Below are 16,243 nucleotides of genomic sequence, written 5' to 3'. Positions count from 1 at the left end.
GTTTTAAACCCTCATGTCCACACCCGAGGCGCCAAGCCGGAGATGCTGAATTGCCGTATCTGCGACCTCGGCGGCCGCCATGTCATCTGATTTTCCGGACAGACCCCGATCCTTTCCGGATCCAGCCTCGCCGTCGCCTTCACTCTGGCCGCCAGAAGTCTGACCACCGCTGAATTCAAACGAGATATCTTCAAAACCCATCTTGCGGAATTCATCCGCCAATTCATTGATATGACGCCGCATCAGATCTCCCGTTTCCGGGCGTTCCGTTTGGATGACCACGGTGATTCCCGCCTCACTGGTTGTCACCCGCATTTTTACCCGGCCCAGTTCTTCGGGGTTCAGGGCAACATCCACGTTGCGCTCTCCTTTGGCCGCAAAGGCCCCGGCCAGTTGTACGGCCACCATGCGCGGCGTTTCAGGACGATGCGTTGTGCCAGGCTGCAGAACGGCCTCGGTCAGCAATTGCGACAGACCTGGCATGTCCGGGCCTGGTTCTCCTGACAGGACAGAAGCATCACTCTGGGCGCCCGATCCTGCCTGTTCACCAGCCAGCGCCTGAGCGGCAAATGCCTGCTGTACCGCACTCACCTGAGGCGTCGTGGGCGTCGTGGTGCGTGTTGTTGCATTTTCAGTCTCAGCAGTACCCGTCAGAGAAGCCTCACGGCTTTCAGCCGCGCGCGCTTGCGCACGTCGTCCAGGCTCATTGCTATTGGTCACGGCGGCACCAGCAGCTTGCCCCGCGACGGTCGCGGCGGCCTGGGATGCTGATCCGGCACCCCGGCTGGCGTCACCGACAAGGCGAGTGATTTCACCCTCTTCAACTGCGGCTCCGCCTTCGCCCAGAGCCGTAGGATCGGTCTCTGCCACCTCAGCCGATGCTGCGGAGAAAGCTCCGGTCGGCTTCTGCGGGGGCATATCACCCGAAGGGCGCGTACTGGCAGTTTTAGGAGTATCTGAGGCAGGCGCCGACTGTGTTGCGCCGTCCTGTAGCCCGGCAAAACGTGTGCCGGTTTCTTGTGCATCGGCTAGTTTTTGTGTTTCAGTCTGCTGCATCAGCGGAACAGCGGTCTGACCTGTGGTTTTCACCTCTGACGTCTGTGGGGGTACCGTTGCCTTGGCTGTCTCGGCCTGACGACGCAGCGCCTCGACGACAGCCGTTTCACCAGCAGTTCCCTTTGGCAGTTCTGCCTGGCTCCCACCACTGGTCTCTGACGAGGCTACCGTGCTGTTTGTGTCAGCGTCGATGGCAATTGAATTTCCATTTGCTGCGGAATCACCCGTGCCGCCACCCGCTGCAGCCACAGACGAGGAGGCTTTTGGAGTGATCGAAGAAACCGTGGTGACATCGCGCTGCCGACTCTCCGCGACCTTCGCATCAGGTGCTTGTACTGCTGTAGCTTCGGGCTGTTCCGCCAAATCAACGGTATCTGCTGTCAGATCGTCTGCATGCGTATCCGAATCATCTGCAACATCTCCGGCCAATGCATCAGACTGGTCAGGATTGGCATCCTCGCTGCCCGCGTCAGCTGGATTGGAATCGGTGGCGCGTTCCTGGCCCCCGGCGGACCCACTTTCGTGCAACTCACTATCCTTGGCCGCAGCCTGAGGAGAATCAGTTTCTGACGCTTCGGACGCCTTGGAATCACTGGTGTTTTGACTGGCCGACTCTGGACTTGTGACCTTTGTATCGGTCCTGTCCCTGGTATCGGCCCTGTCTCTTTGCCCATCCAAATGATCGGAAAAGCTTTTGCCATGCTGCCGTGTAGAGCTGTCAGCAGCCTTTGACGGTGCCGGGTCATTTGTGACGGAAAGCACCTGACCAAAAAGTACATTTGTAAGCATTAGGTTTCCAGACGTTCTATCTCGATACCCTCAGCTCTAGCGCAAAGCGGTTACGGTAATTTTAACCGATCCTGATGCAATCTCCAAAAAATAGAAGCAAATCGAAGATGTAACTGAAGAGAGGTGCAGGATGCCCAATCTAACGACAGTTTCACCAGCGACATTCTCCGCGACGACGCCCCTGCGGGCGGTGGAGGTTGATCCGTTGCGCGATGCTGCAAAGCAATTAGAAGCCTCGTTTCTAACGGAAATGCTGAAATCTGCTGGCCTTGGCAAAAGCCGCGAAGGCCTTGGCGGCGGCGGTGCCGGAGAAGAGCAATTCAGCAGTTTTCTCATTCGCGCCCAGGCCGAAGAAATGACCGAAGCAGGCGGCATTGGCCTCGCCGAATCAATCTATCAAGCCCTGAAGGAGTCCCCAAATGACTAATCAGACCCCACAACACCTCATTGATGAACTGGATGAGATCCTCGACCTGGAACGCAGCGCTCTGGTACGCGGAGAGTTGAAACAGATCGACGCCCTCCTTGGCAGAAAAGAAGCCGTCATGGAGAAGCTCAACGCGATCGGTGAACTGGAACGCGATGCGCTCAACCAGGTGCAGAGCAAAGTTTCACGCAATCAGGAACTGCTGAACAGTGCGATGGAAGGCATTCGCAGTGTCGCCAATCGTATGGCCGAGCTGCGCCGCGTAAAAAAGGGCCTTGATGTCTATGACCGGTCCGGTCGCAAATCCCGCTATGGTACCGTCATGGGTCAACGTCTGGAAAAGCGCAGCTAGGCCTCCTGGCTTGCTGACCGCTAAGCCCATCAGGATTTAGCGAAAATTCTAAGGAATGTAATCTCCACCATTAGCATTCCCTTAGCAACTTTAGCCGCAATGTCTCCTTGCATCTCATCAATGAGGTGGCGCGAAAGCCAACAGGTGGAACGCACTGTCAGAAAGACGCCACGGATCGCCCTTCGGGGCAGGGAAAATCTAGAGACCAAAGTGTCTCATACGCTAAAGGAATAAACGCTATGACCAGTATTCTGACTAACAGTGGTGCAATGGTTGCTCTCCAGACTCTGTCTTCGGTGAACAACGACCTGGAAATGACCCAGAACGAAGTGTCGACCGGTAAAAAAGTCGGCAACGCCAAAGACAACGCCGCTGTTTGGGCGATTTCCAAAACCATGGAATCCGACATCGCCGGTTTCACCGCCATTCAGGAAGCCCTGGACGTTGGTGAAGCGACCGTTGCTGTTGCTTCTGCTGGTGCGGAACAAATCGTTGACGTTCTGAAAGAAATGAAGCAGCTGGCGGTTTCCGCTCAGTCGGAAAACGTTGATCACGACACCATCGAAGCCGATATGGCCAAGAAGGCAGAACAGATCGAAAGCATCATCTCTGCGTCGCAGTTTAACGGTGCGAACCTGCTGACAGATGACGTCGATGGCGCTGGTGCGACCAGCCTGGGTGTTCTTGCATCGCTTGACCGTGTTGGTCCTTCCGGCACGCCAACTGCGTCCGAAATCACCGTCGCAACTGTCAACTTCAAAGACAACATCGACCTGGCCACATCGCTGACCACCATCACGGACGCCGCAACTGCGACTTCCGCGCTGGCTGACATCGAAGCCTTCCTGACCACCGCGATCGCCGGTGCTGCTCAGCTGGGTGCGGACGCCTCGCGTCTGGAAGACCAGGGTGAATTCGTATCGAAACTGACCGATGCGATGAAACTGGGTGTTTCTGCGATGACCGACGCCAACATGGAAGAAGCATCTGCTCGACTGAAAGCCCTGCAGACTCAGCAGCAGCTTGCTGTTCAGTCGCTCTCCATCGCCAACTCGGCGCCGGAAACTCTGCAGCAGCTGTTCCGTTAAGACCTTTGATCTGGGGCGCTCTCGTAGCGCCCCAGCATCGCCTCCTCAGAGAATCTGAAGAATAATAATACGTTAGGAAAACACGTGAATGCCCTTCTGAAGGCGAAGAGCGCCTATTCGGCGGCAAAGGCCCCGACACGCACCCATAAAGATCTGGAATTTGAAGCGGTCGCCCGTATTACACACCAGATGTTGGCTGCAGCTAAACAGCGCCCCTATGACTTTAAGACGATGGTCAAAGCCCTGAGCGACAATCGAAAACTCTGGATCCTCTTTGCTACAGATGCTGCCAACGAAAGCAATGAGCTGCCGATGGATCTGAAAGAAAGCATCATTTCACTCGCCGCATTCACGAAAGAACACACCAGCAAGGTGATGTCGCGCAAAGCAAACATCAGACCTCTGGTCGAAATCAACACGGCCATCATGCGTGGCCTTCGCAGCGGAGCATCGTGAATATGAGTGGACTGGTTCTGAAACTTGCCCCAAAAGAGCGTGTCCTGGTCAATGGCGCCGTCATTGAAAACGGGGATCGTCGCAGCCGACTGTCCATCGTGACCCCAGATGCCAATATCCTGCGTCTTCGTGATGCAATCCATCCCGAAGATGCAAATACACCCGTACGCCGTGTCTGCTATGCCGCGCAGCTTATCCTGACCGGTGACAGCAATCCCGACGAAGACCGCCTGCCGATGCTGCGTCGCATCGAAGAGCTGAGCCAGGTCTTTGTCGATCCTGACAGCCGCGCCAGCCTGGCCGAGGCCACCGAGGCGCTGCTCGCTGACAATCATTATCGTTGTCTCAAGGCTCTGCGCACCTTGCTGCCCAGAGAGGAGCGCCTTATGGCGATTCGTCCGTCATGAGCTTTGAACCGATCCTCCTTTCCTCGGGCATCACGGGCTGGACCTTTCTGCAGTCGACCTATGATGAACAGCTGGATGTCTTCAAAAAGGACCCTCAGCTGAAACGTGAAAACGACTATTTCGCGGAAAATATTGGGTCGGTGGAAACCGCCGAAGATCTCGTCAAGGATCGCCGCCTGCTGGAGGTCGCTTTGGGGGCCTTTGGCCTGGAAGATCAGATCGACAACAAGGCCCTGATCCAAAAGGTTCTTGAAGACGGCACCACTGCCGACGACAATCTGGCTTCGCGCCTGGATGACAGTCGTTGGGTCGATTTTGCCAAGGCCTTTGGTTTTGGCGCTGGTGAAACAAAAACTGTTTCTGATCCTGTCGCCATGGCGCAGATCGTGACCGACAATCAGCTGCAGTCCTTTGAGGTTGCCGTCGGCAACCAGGACGAAAACATGCGGATCGCGCTCTACGCGCTTCGTGAACTTCAAGAGGTGATCCTGCCGGAAGACGCCGATGAAGAAGGGCCAACACTCAATGCGCAGTGGTACAACATTATCGGCCAGCCTCAGCTTGCCAGCATGATGCAGGTAACGCTCAATCTGCCTGAAGATCTCAACCTGATCGACGTTGATCAACAGGTCGAAGTCTACAAGGAAGCGGCACAGCGCTATTTGGGAACAGCGGATCTCACCTCGCTGAACACCCCCGAACAGATGGACAAGCTGGCGATCACCTATCTGGCGCGCGCCGAAGTCGCAGCAATCGGCAATAGCTATTCGTCGAATGCAACTGCGCTGTCATTGCTGCGCGCGTAGCATCCCTTTGCCATCCAAAAAATGAGGCGCTGCCGGTTTCCCCGGCAAGCGCCTTTTTTCTTTCGCGGCTTCGGATATTTGCCCAGACGCATTTGTCTGGGCACGTTTACGTTGACACGATTGTTTTGGCACGCTGGTCACTCCTGTCGGCAACCAGCGCGCGGTTGGGAAACCCAGTGGTCAAAAGTTGGCAAAAATTCCGCCCTATCTGCCCTTGGTGGCGCGGCGCAGCATCAGCTGCAAGCGGCTGAAACTGTTCTCCACACCCTGCGGATCTTCTTTCCCAAAAAACTTGTCCAGCTCAGGCCAGAGCTTCACGGCCTGGTCCAGAACAGCGTCATTTCCTTCGGAATAAAGACCTGCACGGATCATCACTTCGGACTGCTCATATGACCCGAGGAATTTGCGCACCTCGAGAATCATCGCATTTTCCTCGGCTGTAGCCGCTGCGGGCAGGCTTCGCGAAACGGATCTCGAGACATCAATCGCCGGGAACCGGCCGCGTTCGGCGATTTCACGGTTGAGCACGATATGCCCATCCAGAACCCCGCGCAGAATGTCGGCAATCGGCTCGTCCATGTCAGAGCCCGCAACAAGAACGCTGAAGACCGCAGTGATGTCACCCTGCCCGTCAGAACCTGGCCCCGCCCGTTCGCACAACCCGGTGATCAATGGCGTTACAGAGGGTGGAAAACCGCGCAGTGCCGGGGCCTCCCCTGAGGCCGCAGAAATTTCACGATGCGCTTCGGCAAATCGTGTCACCGAATCGGCCATGAACAGCACATTTTTGCCCTGGTCGCGGAAATGTTCGGCAATGGTCATGGCTGACCAGGCGCAGCGCCGTCGCACCAGTGCAGACTGATCCGATGTCGCAGCAACAACGATGGCACGGCTCATGCCTTCCGGGCCCAGAACCTCTTCGACAAAGTGATTCACTTCGCGGCCCCGTTCACCAATCAGCGCCATGACCACCACATCAGCCTCCATGTGTTGCGCCAATTTTGCCAACAATGTCGATTTACCAACGCCCGAGCCCGCAAAAAGACCGATACGCTGGCCCTGAACGATGGGGAGAATCGTGTTGAGCACCGAAAGCCCGGTGCCAAGACGCGCGCCCATATGGCGCCTGCCGGCCGCTTTCGGCGGCGGCGCCATCAAGTCGCGCGCCTCTGCGCCCCGCAGCATTGGCTTGCCGTCCAGGGGCTCTCCAAACGGATCAATAACCCGGCCAACCCAGTTGTCGCCAGGTGCAAAATCTGGTGCAGGATGCAGAAAAACCCGATCCTCCATCGCCACACGGTCTGGCGCACGATCCGGCAACATACTGATTTTATTAGACCCTATCTTTAGAACCTCGCCATGAAGCTCATCTCCTGGTCCACGTTTCAAAACCAGACGGTCACCGATGCGCGCCTCTCGGTCCAGGCCCGATATCTCTATCTCGCCACCTGAAATTCCGGTTACACGGCCCATCTGTGTTGCCAGTTTCTTCCCGGCGATTTGTTCCGTCAAAGCTTTCAGCTCTGCCTTCATGACCTGAGGCCTCCAATTAGTTCCTGAAACAATTTCTAAAGGAATCAGGGTTAAGCCTTGATTGAAATTGATCGAGGGAGAAGCCCCGGTGTTTACGGAACTGAACGTTTTTAAAATCGCATATTCCATGGCCACCCATGCAGGGAAGCGCCAGGCGCTCGTGTCTGAGAACATGGCGAATGCGGATACCCCTGGCTATCACGCCAAGGACATCAAACCTTTCAAAGAGGTCTTTGCCGCTGGTGCAAGGCCTGGCGACATGGTGGCCTCACGAGGGTCGCATCTGAATGGTGTGTCCGGCTCCAACATGGATTGGGCCGTCACCACTTCTGCGGCCGGTGCCGATCCCAATGACAACTCGGTTTCGATCGAGACAGAGATGCTCAACGGGGTTGAGGTCAAGCGCCAGCACGACCGGGCACTGGCAATCTATAAGTCTTCCATGAAAATCCTGCGCGCCAGCCTCGGCAGCTAGTAAAAGAGAGTCTGACCCATGAGTGAATTTGCAAACTCCCTAAGCGTAATCTCGAGCGGCCTAAAGGCACAGTCCACCCGCCTGCGCCATGTCTCGGAAAACATCTCCAACGCCGACACCCCCGGCTATCGCCGTAAGTCGGTTCCGTTTGAGGCAACGCGTAATCTGGAAACAGATGTCGAAAGCGTACGCACAGGCCGGGTCACACTGGACCGCAGCGATCTTGCCAGCATCTATGACCCCTCGCACCCATTGGCGGACGAGAGCGGCCACTACGAGGGCTCCAACGTCGACCTGATGATCGAGATCGCCGACGCCCGCGAAGCCCAGCGCAGCTACGACGCCAACCTGAAAATGTTCGAACAAACCCGCGGGATGTCAGCTTCGCTGATGGATCTGCTGAGACGATAACCGCCCCACACTACACATATTCACACGCTTACCTTCCAGGAGATCCAGAATGGATATTCGCTCAATCGCTTCCGCCGCCAGTGGCTATTCCGCCGCCCGGCCTGCCACTCAGGTAGACCCCGAGTTCACTGGTGCCAGCGCCACCGAAAAGCTGAAAGCCAGCTTTGCCGAATTCACCAATACCATGCAGGTTGGTGAACAGACTGCGGTGCAGTCGATGACCCAGGGTGGTGACCCGCATGCGCTGGTTCAGGCGCTAGCCCAGACGGAACTGGCTGTCGAGACAGCTGTAACCGTGCGCAACAAGGTCGTCGAAGCCTATCAGGAAATCCTCAGGATGCCTGTCTAAGCCATGATGACTGAGGGTCAATTCTACGACACGCTGCGCCAGGCTCTGTGGGCCGCCGTCACCATGTCGACGCCCATTCTAGTTGTTGCCCTGGCCGTCGGTCTGGTGATCGGATTGTTTCAGGCGCTGACTTCGGTTCAGGAAATGACGCTGACTTTTGTGCCAAAGCTATCGGCCATTATCGTCGTTTTCTGGATGACCATGGGGTTCATGACCCAAACACTGGTGGCCTTTTTTGATGGCCATATCATTCCTATGATTGCAGGAGGTCCGTAATGGAAAACGCAGGGTATGCAACGCTGTCCCGTCAAACCGGTTTGATGCGTGAAATGCGTATGGTGGCAAACAATATCGCCAACTCCGCAACCTCGGGATATCGCTCCGAAGGGCTGATCTTTTCGGAATACGTGCAGACTATGCCGGGGCAGGAATCGATTTCGATGTCGCGGGCCAACATCTTCAACACCTCGATGGAGCAAGGCCAGCTCACCAAGACCGGTGGCACCTTTGATTTCGCTATCGAAGGTGATGGCTATTTCATGATCGAAACCCCTCAGGGCGAACGCCTGACACGCGCAGGGGTGTTTTCTCCCAATGCCGCTGGTGATCTGGTGACCATGGATGGATACCGGGTTCTGGATGCAGGTCGCGCGCCCGTCTTTGTGCCCGGCACCGCCGAAATCATCAATGTCGGTGCCGACGGGACCATTACCGCCGATGGCAATACCATCGGCCAGATCGGCCTGTTTAAACCTGTCGAAGCCCACACCATGAACCGCGAAGACGGCGTCATGTTCCGGGTCGACGGGGATATCGAAGATTCTGAGACCGCCACCATGGTGCAGGGCTACAAGGAAGGCTCCAACGTCAATGCCATCCTCGAAGTCTCGCGCATGATCGAAATCCAGCGTGCCTATGAAATGGGCCAGAGTTTTCTGGAAACAGAAGATCAGCGGATTCGCAGCGCCATCAGCAACCTGATCAAAACGTAGGAGTATTGAAATGCGTGCCCTGAAAATTGCAGCCACCGGTATGAGCGCACAGCAACTGCGTGTTGAAACCATTTCCAACAACCTCGCCAATATGAACACCACGGCCTACAACCCGCGGCGCGCCGAATTTGCCGATCTGCACTATCAGCAGGTCACCCGCGCCGGCACCGTCAATGCCTCGGACGGGACTGTGTTGCCAACCGGTGTTCAGGTCGGCCTTGGTGTGCGCCCTGCGGCGATTTCCGTGCACCTTGCACAAGGCGCCTTGGAGCAGACAAACAGCGACCTTGATGTCGCAATCGAGGGCAAAGGCTATCTCGAAGTCACGCTGCCTTCGGGCCAAAGTGCCTTTACCCGAGATGGCTCGCTAAAACGTTCTGCCGAAGGTCTCATCGTGACCTCAGATGGGTATGCCGTGTCGCCGGATGTGACCATTCCCGACGACGCGCTGAGCATCTCGATCAACCCTGACGGCGAAATCTACGCCTATTTCACCGAAGGGGCTGAAGGCCAGCTGTTGGGCCAATTCAATCTGGCCGGCTTTACCAACCCCAAGGGACTAGAAGCGATTGGTGGTAATCTCTTTACAGAAACCGAAGCCTCCGGCGCACCTAACTTGTCTACGCCAGGTGAGGACGGGCTCGGCTCCTTCCGCCAGGGCTATCTCGAAGGCAGTTCCGTCGATGCTGTTCTCGAAGTCACTGAACTGATCGAAGCCCAGCGTGGCTATGAAATGAACTCCAAAGTCATCTCTGCTGTCGACCAGATGATGTCTGCAACCACACAGATTCGCTGATGAAATACCTTCTCGCTCTTCTCGTTGCGCTGACCGCGCAATCCGCCGTGGCCGATATTCTGGTTCCCCTGCGCACAATTCGTGCCAAGGAAATCATTCTTGCAACCGATCTGACCTTCAAACCGGTCGATATCGCGGGTGCCTTGGTGGATGCAAACGAGGTGGTCGGGATGGAAGCCCGTGTCGCACTGTATCCAGGACGTCCCCTGCGACCTGGCGATGTTGGCCCCCCAGCCATCGTCGACCGCAACGAGCTTGTCACGCTGTCATACCACCGGGGTGGGCTGACAATCAGCGCAGAAGGCCGGGCCCTTGGACGTGGATCCGAAGGCGAAATGATCAAAGTGATGAACTTGGCATCACGCACCACCGTGACCGGGCGCATCAACGCCGACGGGTCAATAGAGGTAAGGTAATGAACAAAAAATCTCTTCACACCAAAATCGCCCTTACAGGTCTGATCCTTCTTGGCGCCTGTGGCCGCATGGACCATATGGGCAAACCACCCAGCTTTACCCCGGCCAATGAAACCTCGGAACACGTTGCCATGCTGTGGCAGGGTCTGCCCACCGAAGTTCAGAATCAGCGCGCAGTCGATGGCTCTTCGTTGTGGAGCGGGTCGCAGAATTCCTTGCTGGGTGACCGGCGCGCGATGAACAAGGGTGATATTTTGACCGTCGTTATCGAGATCGACGAAGAAGCCGAAATCTCCAACGACACCAGCCGGTCGCGCTCCAGCTCCGAAAGCCTTGAGGTTCCACAGTTGCTGGGCCTGCCCCAGCGCCTGGATGAACACCTGCCAGAAGGTGCCAGCTCTGCCAATGCGGTGGAACTGGGCGGCGCCAGCAAATCCAACGGGAATGGTTCGGTCAAACGCAGCGAAAAACTGGAACTTCGGGTTGCGGCCACCATTGTTGACGTATTGCCCAACGGCGTTCTTGCCATCAGCGGCTCGCAGGAATTGCGGGTGAATTTCGAGCTGCGCGAATTGCTGGTTTCGGGTTATGTGCGCGCCGAAGACATCAGCCGGAAAAATGAAATCACCTATGACAAGATCGCCTCGGCCCGAGTTTCCTACGGTGGCCGTGGACAGATCACTGACATGCAACAACCGCGATACGGCCAGCAGGTGCTGGACGCGATCCTGCCATTCTGAGGTAAATTATGATCGCTAAACTCCTCCCTGTCATTCTGCTGATCGTCGGCACCGCTGCCGGTATTGGTGCGGGTATCATGCTGGCGCCAGCCCCCGAACCCAAAGCTGAAACCGAACATGCCATGAATGACGACGAAATGGCGTCTGCTGATGATATGGACCATGCAGAGGAAGATATTCCGCTCGATGAGCTGGGCCCTGATCAGGAACGTGAATACGTCAAGATCGCCAACCAGTTTGTGGTCCCCGTGGTGGAACGCGACAACCTGTCTTCCCTGGTGGTGATTGCGCTTAGCCTTGAGGCCAAGAAAGGCATGAGCGAGAAGATCCACCTCTACGAGCCAAAACTGCGCGACGCCTTCCTGCAGGTTCTTTTTGATCACGCCAATATGGGCGGCTTTCGTGGGGCCTTTACCCGGTCTGATGTGCTCGACCCACTGCGTACAGCGCTGCGTGAAGCGGCACAAAAAGAGCTTGGCAAAGGGGTCTATGACGTCTTGATCATCGAGATTTCGCGCCAGGATGTCTGATTGACCAGATCAAAACTACCCGAACAATGAAGGGGTCTGATGCAATCAGGCCCCTTTGACTTGTCTGGAGGATCCTGCCCGGCATCCGCGCGCAGGGCATTCCGCCCGGTCTAGAAAGAGTTCCTTGGATCTTGACCGCGAACCGGAACAAAGAAGCCAAAAAAGGGGCGGATAAACCGCCCCAAGTGAGTATAGCTATCTAAAGTGTGCGGTCGCGCCTACAGGTAATCCGCTCACAACCCCAGCAGGCGGGTTTCAAGCGCTTTGGCCCGCGCCACCTTCAGACGTTTTTGTTCTGCATCCGCCATATCTGACACAGCGGTCTTGCGACCAAAGGTCTTGCGCAGCCGGTCCATCGCCATCAGTTTCTTGGCGGTGACCTGCGCCAGTTCGACATTGAGCGTACGACGGGTCCGCACGTGCCAACCTTGCCAAAGAAGATCCGCCCCCAGCGCCTTCATGGCGTGATCCTGATCGATGTCGGCACGGGCCGTTTTCACCTGATCATCCAGTTTCGACAATTGCCCCCGCAGGCGGGCCTCTTGGTCCAGAACCGGTTTAATTTTGGCGTGTTCTTTCAGATACTGCGCCTCGGTCACGGCAGCCATCTGCTGCAGCATCGCCATCTTCTGTTTCATCGAATTCCTCCCTTGGCGCGTTGACGCATTTCTTCTGCAAACCGGATCGCCGCGGCGACCGGTGCATAATATTCTTCCTCGACCTCATCCCCGATACCGATTGCGGCATAAAGCGCCCTGGCCGTGGGAGGATCGCTGTGAATTGGAACGGCATTTTCATTGGCCACTTCGCGGATGCGCGCGGCCACTTCATCGACACCCTTGGCGACACAGATTGGCGCGGTGCCTGCACCGCCTTCCCATTTCAACGCCACCGCATAGTGGGTTGGGTTGACGATCACGACGCTGGCCTCGGGCACAGCCCCCATCATCTGCCCCAGCGCAATCATCTGCGCCTTCTGGCGCCGCTTTGCTTTCATATGCGGGTCGCCCTCGGCATCCTTGGATTCATCCTGGATCTCCTTGCGCGACATCATGTTCTTGCGGTTGTGTTCAGCATGTTGAAACAGTGCATCCACCACCCCGATGGGCACCGAGATCAGCACAGCAAGCACCAGAAATTCCATCCCCAGTACTGACATCATCTTGATCACCGAAAACGCATCGGATCCGGCCGAAGACACCAGCATTGGCAACCGCAAGTTGAGGTACACCCCAAGACAGATGGAATAGAGGATCAGCTTGAACGTACTTTTCAGGAACTCAAAAATCCCGGCCCGCCCAAACTTGTTCTTTGCATTGGAAATGATCGACAGGCGCGACAGCTTTGGTTCCAGCTTGGTCGGGGCAAAGACCAACGCCTTTTGTCCCAGAATAGACAACAGGACCAGCGCCGCCGGAATCATAAAGAACGGAATCAAGGGTCGCACGATTGCGCCAATCATGCCGCCAACAACCGGTGTTCCGTTGCCAGAAAACAGCTGCACTGACAAACGGTCTGCCTGATCAATGAAGGACATCAAAACCGTGCCGGTGCCGCCAACCGCGCTGGCGCCAACTCCGTAGATCGCAAGCACCAGCCCGAGATAGGCCGCCGCAACCGAAAGATCGGTTGATTTTGCAACTTCGCCCTTCTCTCGGGCCTTTCGCAGTTTCTCTGCTGTTGGCTCGAATGACTTGTCTGAATCGTCGTCCTGGCTCATCGCAGACCAGCTCCGGGATCCGCAAAAAAGCTCATCATTGCGCGCAACCAGACATCCAGAATCATCGGGCTGGCGACCATCAAGATGAACAAACCACCAAAGGTGATCACAGGAGCACCGACAAAGAAGACCATCAACTGCGGCATGGCGCGGTTAATCACGCCCAGGGTCATGTTGTAGATCAGAGCAGTAATCAGGAAAGGCGCAGCAAGGGTAAAGGCCATATAGAAGATCTGCGAAAACCGATGGACCCCCCATTTGGAAAACCCTGCGGCCTCGGGAAATTCACCCACCGGGAAAATTTGATAGGAATAGATCAGCAGTTCTGCCACGCGGACGTGCAGCCCCATCATCACCGCCAGTGCCAGCCCCGCCAGCATCAGAACGGCCCCGATGGCCGGCAGGGTTTCGGCCCCGATGCCACCAAGAACCTGCGACAGCGAGGTACTTTGCGCGGCGATAGTGCCTGCGGTCTGCAACCCCATGATGAACATTCGAACAGTCACCCCCAGTGCCGCACCGATAATAGCCTCGCTCGCTGCATAGCTGGCGAAATGCATCGCGTTCGACGGGCTGGGGATCTGCGGCAGCGCCGGTGCCACAATAAAGGTGAAAGCCACCGCAATGCCCAGTTTTACATGCATCGGAACGTATTGCTCACCAAAGGCCGGCAGCAGGGCGCTCATGGCGGCGACCCGCAAAAAGACGATGGCGAAATGCCAGAAACTGGCTCCCAGAAGCGCCAAAAGCTCAGGAGGGAGAGGCAGCAATGTCATGCCGCGACCATACCCACCAGGGCCGGACGGGCCTCAAGGCCGATTTCCTCAAAGGAGAGAACCGGATTGGTGATGCCACGCGATTTCAGAATCGTGCGCAAGTAGCGGCGACGACGGGTCGAGGTGACAACCGCTGCAAACACGCCCTGTTCGGTCACGGTATTCAGACGCTCGCTCAGCCCTTCGGCCAGACGGTTGAACATATCCGGTGGCAGCGCCACATCAAGATTTCCGCCATTCACATCAACCTGATAGGTCGAGAACGTATCCTCCCATTCCGGAGCAAGCTGGATCAGAGGAATGGTCCCATCGGCCCGTTTCATTTCCGCGACCAATTGGAAGCCGAGACGTTGTCGAACATGCTCACAAATAGCTTCTGGTTGCGTGGTGTGGATGCGTGCTTCGGCAATAGCTTCCAGAATGAGCGGGATATTCCGGATCGAGACACGTTCTTCCAACAGCAGGCGCAATACGGAATGCAGCGTATCCATTGGCACCTTGTCCGGCACCAGATCGTCCAACAGCTTGCGGTTGGCTTCGGCCCGGAAGGGGTCAGACAGTTCTGTCATCTCGTTGAGCAAACGACGCAAGGATTTGAAAGTCAGCAGGCGCCCAAAGTTCTGTTTGATGACTTCCAGCAGATGGGTCGCCAAAATTTCCGGAGGTGTGACCACAGTTGCCCCGGCAAGGGCTGCATCCTGCTGCTGCGCCGCGTTGATCCAACGGGCAGGAGCGCCATAGACCGGTTCTGTCACATCGGTACCCGGTGGCAGCGCGGAATGATTGTCCGGCATCAGGGCCAGAACCATATCAGGATGCAGCGTACCACGGACTTGCTCCACGCCCTGTACCTTGACCACATAGGTGCCGCGCTCCAGATCCGCCTGATCGGTCAGGCGAATTTCCGGCAGAATCAGCCCGAAACTGGTGGCGATATGGGTTCGCATATTGGCAATCCGGGCATCGAGACCCGTGCCCGCGTCCAGCACCATGCTGACCAGATCTGGTGAAAACTCCAGGTGCAGATCGTCCAGATCAAGAATATCGCCAAGCGCCTTGGTCGGCGTTGGGTTGGCGGTTTCCTCCATCTGCTCTTCGACCTCGGCCTCTTCGGCGGCCTTGAGGTTGGTCTGTACACGATAGGCCGCATAGCCCAGAACCCCGCCGCCGATGATGAAAGGCAAAAAAGGCAGACCCGGAACCAAAGCAAACAGAACCATCAGGACTGCCACAGTGACGAGAGCCGCAGGGTGTTTGCCGAACTGATCGATCAGCGCAATATCAGTCGCTCCGGTTGCTCCGCCACGAGCCAGCAGCAAAGCAGCCGCGATAGAAATGATCACCGACGGGATTTGCGACACCAGGCCATCGCCGACTGTCAGGATTGTGTAGGTTTCAAAGGCCAAACCCACTGGCATCCCATGCACCAGAACGCCCATTGCTAGGCCCATCACCAAGTTCAACAGGGTAATGAGCAGCCCCGCAACCGCATCACCTTTAACGAATTTCGACGCACCATCCAGAGAGCCAAAAAACGTAGTCTCTTTCTGATCGTTCTCGCGCCGTTCCTTGGCGGTGGCGTGATCAATGGCACCGGCAGACATGTCGGCATCGATCGCCATCTGTTTGCCGGGCATCCCATCAAGCGCAAACCGGGCGCCAACTTCGGCCATCCGTGCCGCGCCTTTGGTAATCACCATGAAGTTCACGATCAGCAAAACCCCAAAGGTCACCAGACCGAGAAAGACGCTGCCGCCCATCACGAACTGGGCAAAACCCTGAATCACATCCCCCGCAGCATCGGTGCCGGTGTGCCCCTGCCCGATGATCAGTTTTGTCGACGAAATATTCAGCGACAGGCGCAACATCAGCGAGGCCAGCAGAATGGTCGGAAAGGATGAGAAATCCAGTGGCCGTTCGATGAACAGCGTGATGGTGAAAATCAGGATCGCCAGGCCAAAGGAGGCGGCAAGCCCGACATCCAGTACCCAGGCCGGCATGGGCAGAATCATCATCACGATGATTGCCATCAAAGCCAGGGCCAAAAGCACGGTCGGGCTGAAAAGCTGTTGGGCTGTCAGTTTAGGCACAATATTTCTCTTCATTGGGCGCAATCAGGCTGCG

General features: G+C 56.5%; 21 protein-coding genes. 15 read left to right on the top strand and 6 right to left on the bottom strand.

What is annotated here, in order from left to right; translation table 11 throughout:
- Positions 1 to 3 precede the first annotated feature (3 nt).
- Positions 4 to 1,584: a flagellar hook-length control protein FliK gene (locus PH5382_RS19685; protein WP_231751776.1), complete on the bottom strand. Its 1,581-nt coding sequence runs from the start codon at positions 1,582 to 1,584 to the stop codon at positions 4 to 6.
- Positions 1,585 to 1,975: 391 nt separating this feature from the next.
- On the opposite strand from PH5382_RS19685, the gene PH5382_RS02650 reads away from it, so the two are divergent.
- From PH5382_RS02650 to PH5382_RS02625, 6 genes are all read left to right on the top strand, one after another.
- On the top strand, positions 1,976 to 2,272 hold the full coding sequence (locus tag PH5382_RS02650) for a rod-binding protein (protein WP_082645545.1): 297 nt from the start codon (positions 1,976 to 1,978) through the stop codon (positions 2,270 to 2,272).
- On the top strand, positions 2,265 to 2,624 hold the full coding sequence (locus PH5382_RS02645) for a flagellar biosynthesis protein FlgN (protein ID WP_058332802.1): 360 nt from the start codon (positions 2,265 to 2,267) through the stop codon (positions 2,622 to 2,624). The genes PH5382_RS02650 and PH5382_RS02645 overlap by 8 nt, the downstream gene beginning before the upstream one ends.
- A 239-nt stretch (positions 2,625 to 2,863) precedes the next feature.
- Positions 2,864 to 3,712, top strand: a complete 849-nt coding sequence (locus PH5382_RS02640) for a flagellin N-terminal helical domain-containing protein (protein WP_058332801.1) — start codon at positions 2,864 to 2,866, stop codon at positions 3,710 to 3,712.
- An 84-nt stretch (positions 3,713 to 3,796) separates the two neighbouring features.
- Positions 3,797 to 4,168, top strand: a complete 372-nt coding sequence (gene flaF / locus PH5382_RS02635; protein ID WP_058332800.1) for a flagellar biosynthesis regulator FlaF — start codon at positions 3,797 to 3,799, stop codon at positions 4,166 to 4,168.
- 2 nt (positions 4,169 to 4,170) lie between these two features.
- A complete protein-coding gene (flbT, locus tag PH5382_RS02630; RefSeq protein ID WP_058332799.1) occupies positions 4,171 to 4,575 on the top strand; it encodes a flagellar biosynthesis repressor FlbT in 405 nt (134 codons plus the stop codon).
- A complete protein-coding gene (locus tag PH5382_RS02625) occupies positions 4,572 to 5,381 on the top strand; it encodes a DUF1217 domain-containing protein (RefSeq protein WP_058332798.1) in 810 nt (269 codons plus the stop codon). Before flbT ends, PH5382_RS02625 begins: the two co-directional genes overlap by 4 nt.
- A gap of 204 nt (positions 5,382 to 5,585) precedes the next feature.
- Here the strand turns inward: PH5382_RS02625 and PH5382_RS02620 are convergent, their stop codons facing one another.
- Positions 5,586 to 6,914 (bottom strand): FliI/YscN family ATPase, encoded by a 1,329-nt coding sequence (locus tag PH5382_RS02620; RefSeq protein WP_058332797.1) that lies wholly within the window; start codon positions 6,912 to 6,914, stop codon positions 5,586 to 5,588.
- Between the two features lie 88 nt (positions 6,915 to 7,002).
- On the opposite strand from PH5382_RS02620, the gene PH5382_RS02615 reads away from it, so the two are divergent.
- Genes PH5382_RS02615 through PH5382_RS02575 form a run of 9 tightly spaced genes read left to right on the top strand, consistent with a single transcriptional unit; the run spans position 7,003 to position 11,623 of the window.
- Positions 7,003 to 7,389: a FlgB family protein gene (locus PH5382_RS02615; RefSeq protein WP_058333001.1), complete on the top strand. Its 387-nt coding sequence runs from the start codon at positions 7,003 to 7,005 to the stop codon at positions 7,387 to 7,389.
- 18 nt (positions 7,390 to 7,407) lie between these two features.
- A complete protein-coding gene (flgC, locus tag PH5382_RS02610; RefSeq protein WP_058332796.1) occupies positions 7,408 to 7,800 on the top strand; it encodes a flagellar basal body rod protein FlgC in 393 nt (130 codons plus the stop codon).
- 49 nt (positions 7,801 to 7,849) lie between these two features.
- Positions 7,850 to 8,149 carry a flagellar hook-basal body complex protein FliE gene (gene fliE / locus PH5382_RS02605; RefSeq protein ID WP_058332795.1) on the top strand — a complete coding sequence of 100 codons (300 nt, stop codon included), beginning with the start codon at positions 7,850 to 7,852 and terminating at the stop codon, positions 8,147 to 8,149.
- Between the two features lie 3 nt (positions 8,150 to 8,152).
- Positions 8,153 to 8,425 carry a flagellar biosynthetic protein FliQ gene (locus tag PH5382_RS02600; RefSeq protein ID WP_058332794.1) on the top strand — a complete coding sequence of 91 codons (273 nt, stop codon included), beginning with the start codon at positions 8,153 to 8,155 and terminating at the stop codon, positions 8,423 to 8,425.
- Positions 8,425 to 9,141, top strand: a complete 717-nt coding sequence (locus tag PH5382_RS02595) for a flagellar hook-basal body complex protein (protein WP_058332793.1) — start codon at positions 8,425 to 8,427, stop codon at positions 9,139 to 9,141. The genes PH5382_RS02600 and PH5382_RS02595 overlap by 1 nt, the downstream gene beginning before the upstream one ends.
- 10 nt (positions 9,142 to 9,151) lie before the next feature.
- Positions 9,152 to 9,937 (top strand): flagellar basal-body rod protein FlgG, encoded by a 786-nt coding sequence (flgG, locus tag PH5382_RS02590; RefSeq protein WP_058332792.1) that lies wholly within the window; start codon positions 9,152 to 9,154, stop codon positions 9,935 to 9,937.
- Positions 9,937 to 10,353 (top strand): flagellar basal body P-ring formation chaperone FlgA, encoded by a 417-nt coding sequence (gene flgA, locus PH5382_RS02585; RefSeq protein ID WP_058332791.1) that lies wholly within the window; start codon positions 9,937 to 9,939, stop codon positions 10,351 to 10,353. The genes flgG and flgA overlap by 1 nt, the downstream gene beginning before the upstream one ends.
- A complete protein-coding gene (gene flgH, locus PH5382_RS02580; RefSeq protein ID WP_058332790.1) occupies positions 10,353 to 11,093 on the top strand; it encodes a flagellar basal body L-ring protein FlgH in 741 nt (246 codons plus the stop codon). The genes flgA and flgH overlap by 1 nt, the downstream gene beginning before the upstream one ends.
- An 8-nt stretch (positions 11,094 to 11,101) precedes the next feature.
- The gene (locus PH5382_RS02575) at positions 11,102 to 11,623 is read left to right on the top strand and encodes a flagellar basal body-associated FliL family protein (protein WP_058332789.1); all 522 of its coding nucleotides are present in this window, start codon (positions 11,102 to 11,104) and stop codon (positions 11,621 to 11,623) included.
- 233 nt (positions 11,624 to 11,856) lie between these two features.
- On the opposite strand, the gene PH5382_RS02570 is transcribed toward PH5382_RS02575, so the two are convergent.
- Genes PH5382_RS02570 through flhA form a run of 4 tightly spaced genes read right to left on the bottom strand, consistent with a single transcriptional unit; the run spans position 11,857 to position 16,209 of the window.
- Positions 11,857 to 12,261: a hypothetical protein gene (locus PH5382_RS02570; RefSeq protein WP_058332788.1), complete on the bottom strand. Its 405-nt coding sequence runs from the start codon at positions 12,259 to 12,261 to the stop codon at positions 11,857 to 11,859.
- A complete protein-coding gene (gene flhB / locus PH5382_RS02565) occupies positions 12,258 to 13,343 on the bottom strand; it encodes a flagellar type III secretion system protein FlhB (protein ID WP_058332787.1) in 1,086 nt (361 codons plus the stop codon). Before flhB ends, PH5382_RS02570 begins: the two co-directional genes overlap by 4 nt.
- Positions 13,340 to 14,119 carry a flagellar biosynthetic protein FliR gene (locus PH5382_RS02560; protein ID WP_058332786.1) on the bottom strand — a complete coding sequence of 260 codons (780 nt, stop codon included), beginning with the start codon at positions 14,117 to 14,119 and terminating at the stop codon, positions 13,340 to 13,342. Before PH5382_RS02560 ends, flhB begins: the two co-directional genes overlap by 4 nt.
- A complete protein-coding gene (gene flhA, locus PH5382_RS02555; protein WP_058332785.1) occupies positions 14,116 to 16,209 on the bottom strand; it encodes a flagellar biosynthesis protein FlhA in 2,094 nt (697 codons plus the stop codon). The genes PH5382_RS02560 and flhA overlap by 4 nt, the downstream gene beginning before the upstream one ends.
- Between the last annotated feature and the right edge of the window lie 34 nt (positions 16,210 to 16,243).

Origin of the sequence: Phaeobacter sp. CECT 5382, assembly GCF_001457775.1 — a bacterium.
Classification (GTDB): Bacteria; Pseudomonadota; Alphaproteobacteria; order Rhodobacterales; family Rhodobacteraceae; genus Pseudophaeobacter.
This window is presented reverse-complemented; position numbering and strand designations above follow the sequence as displayed.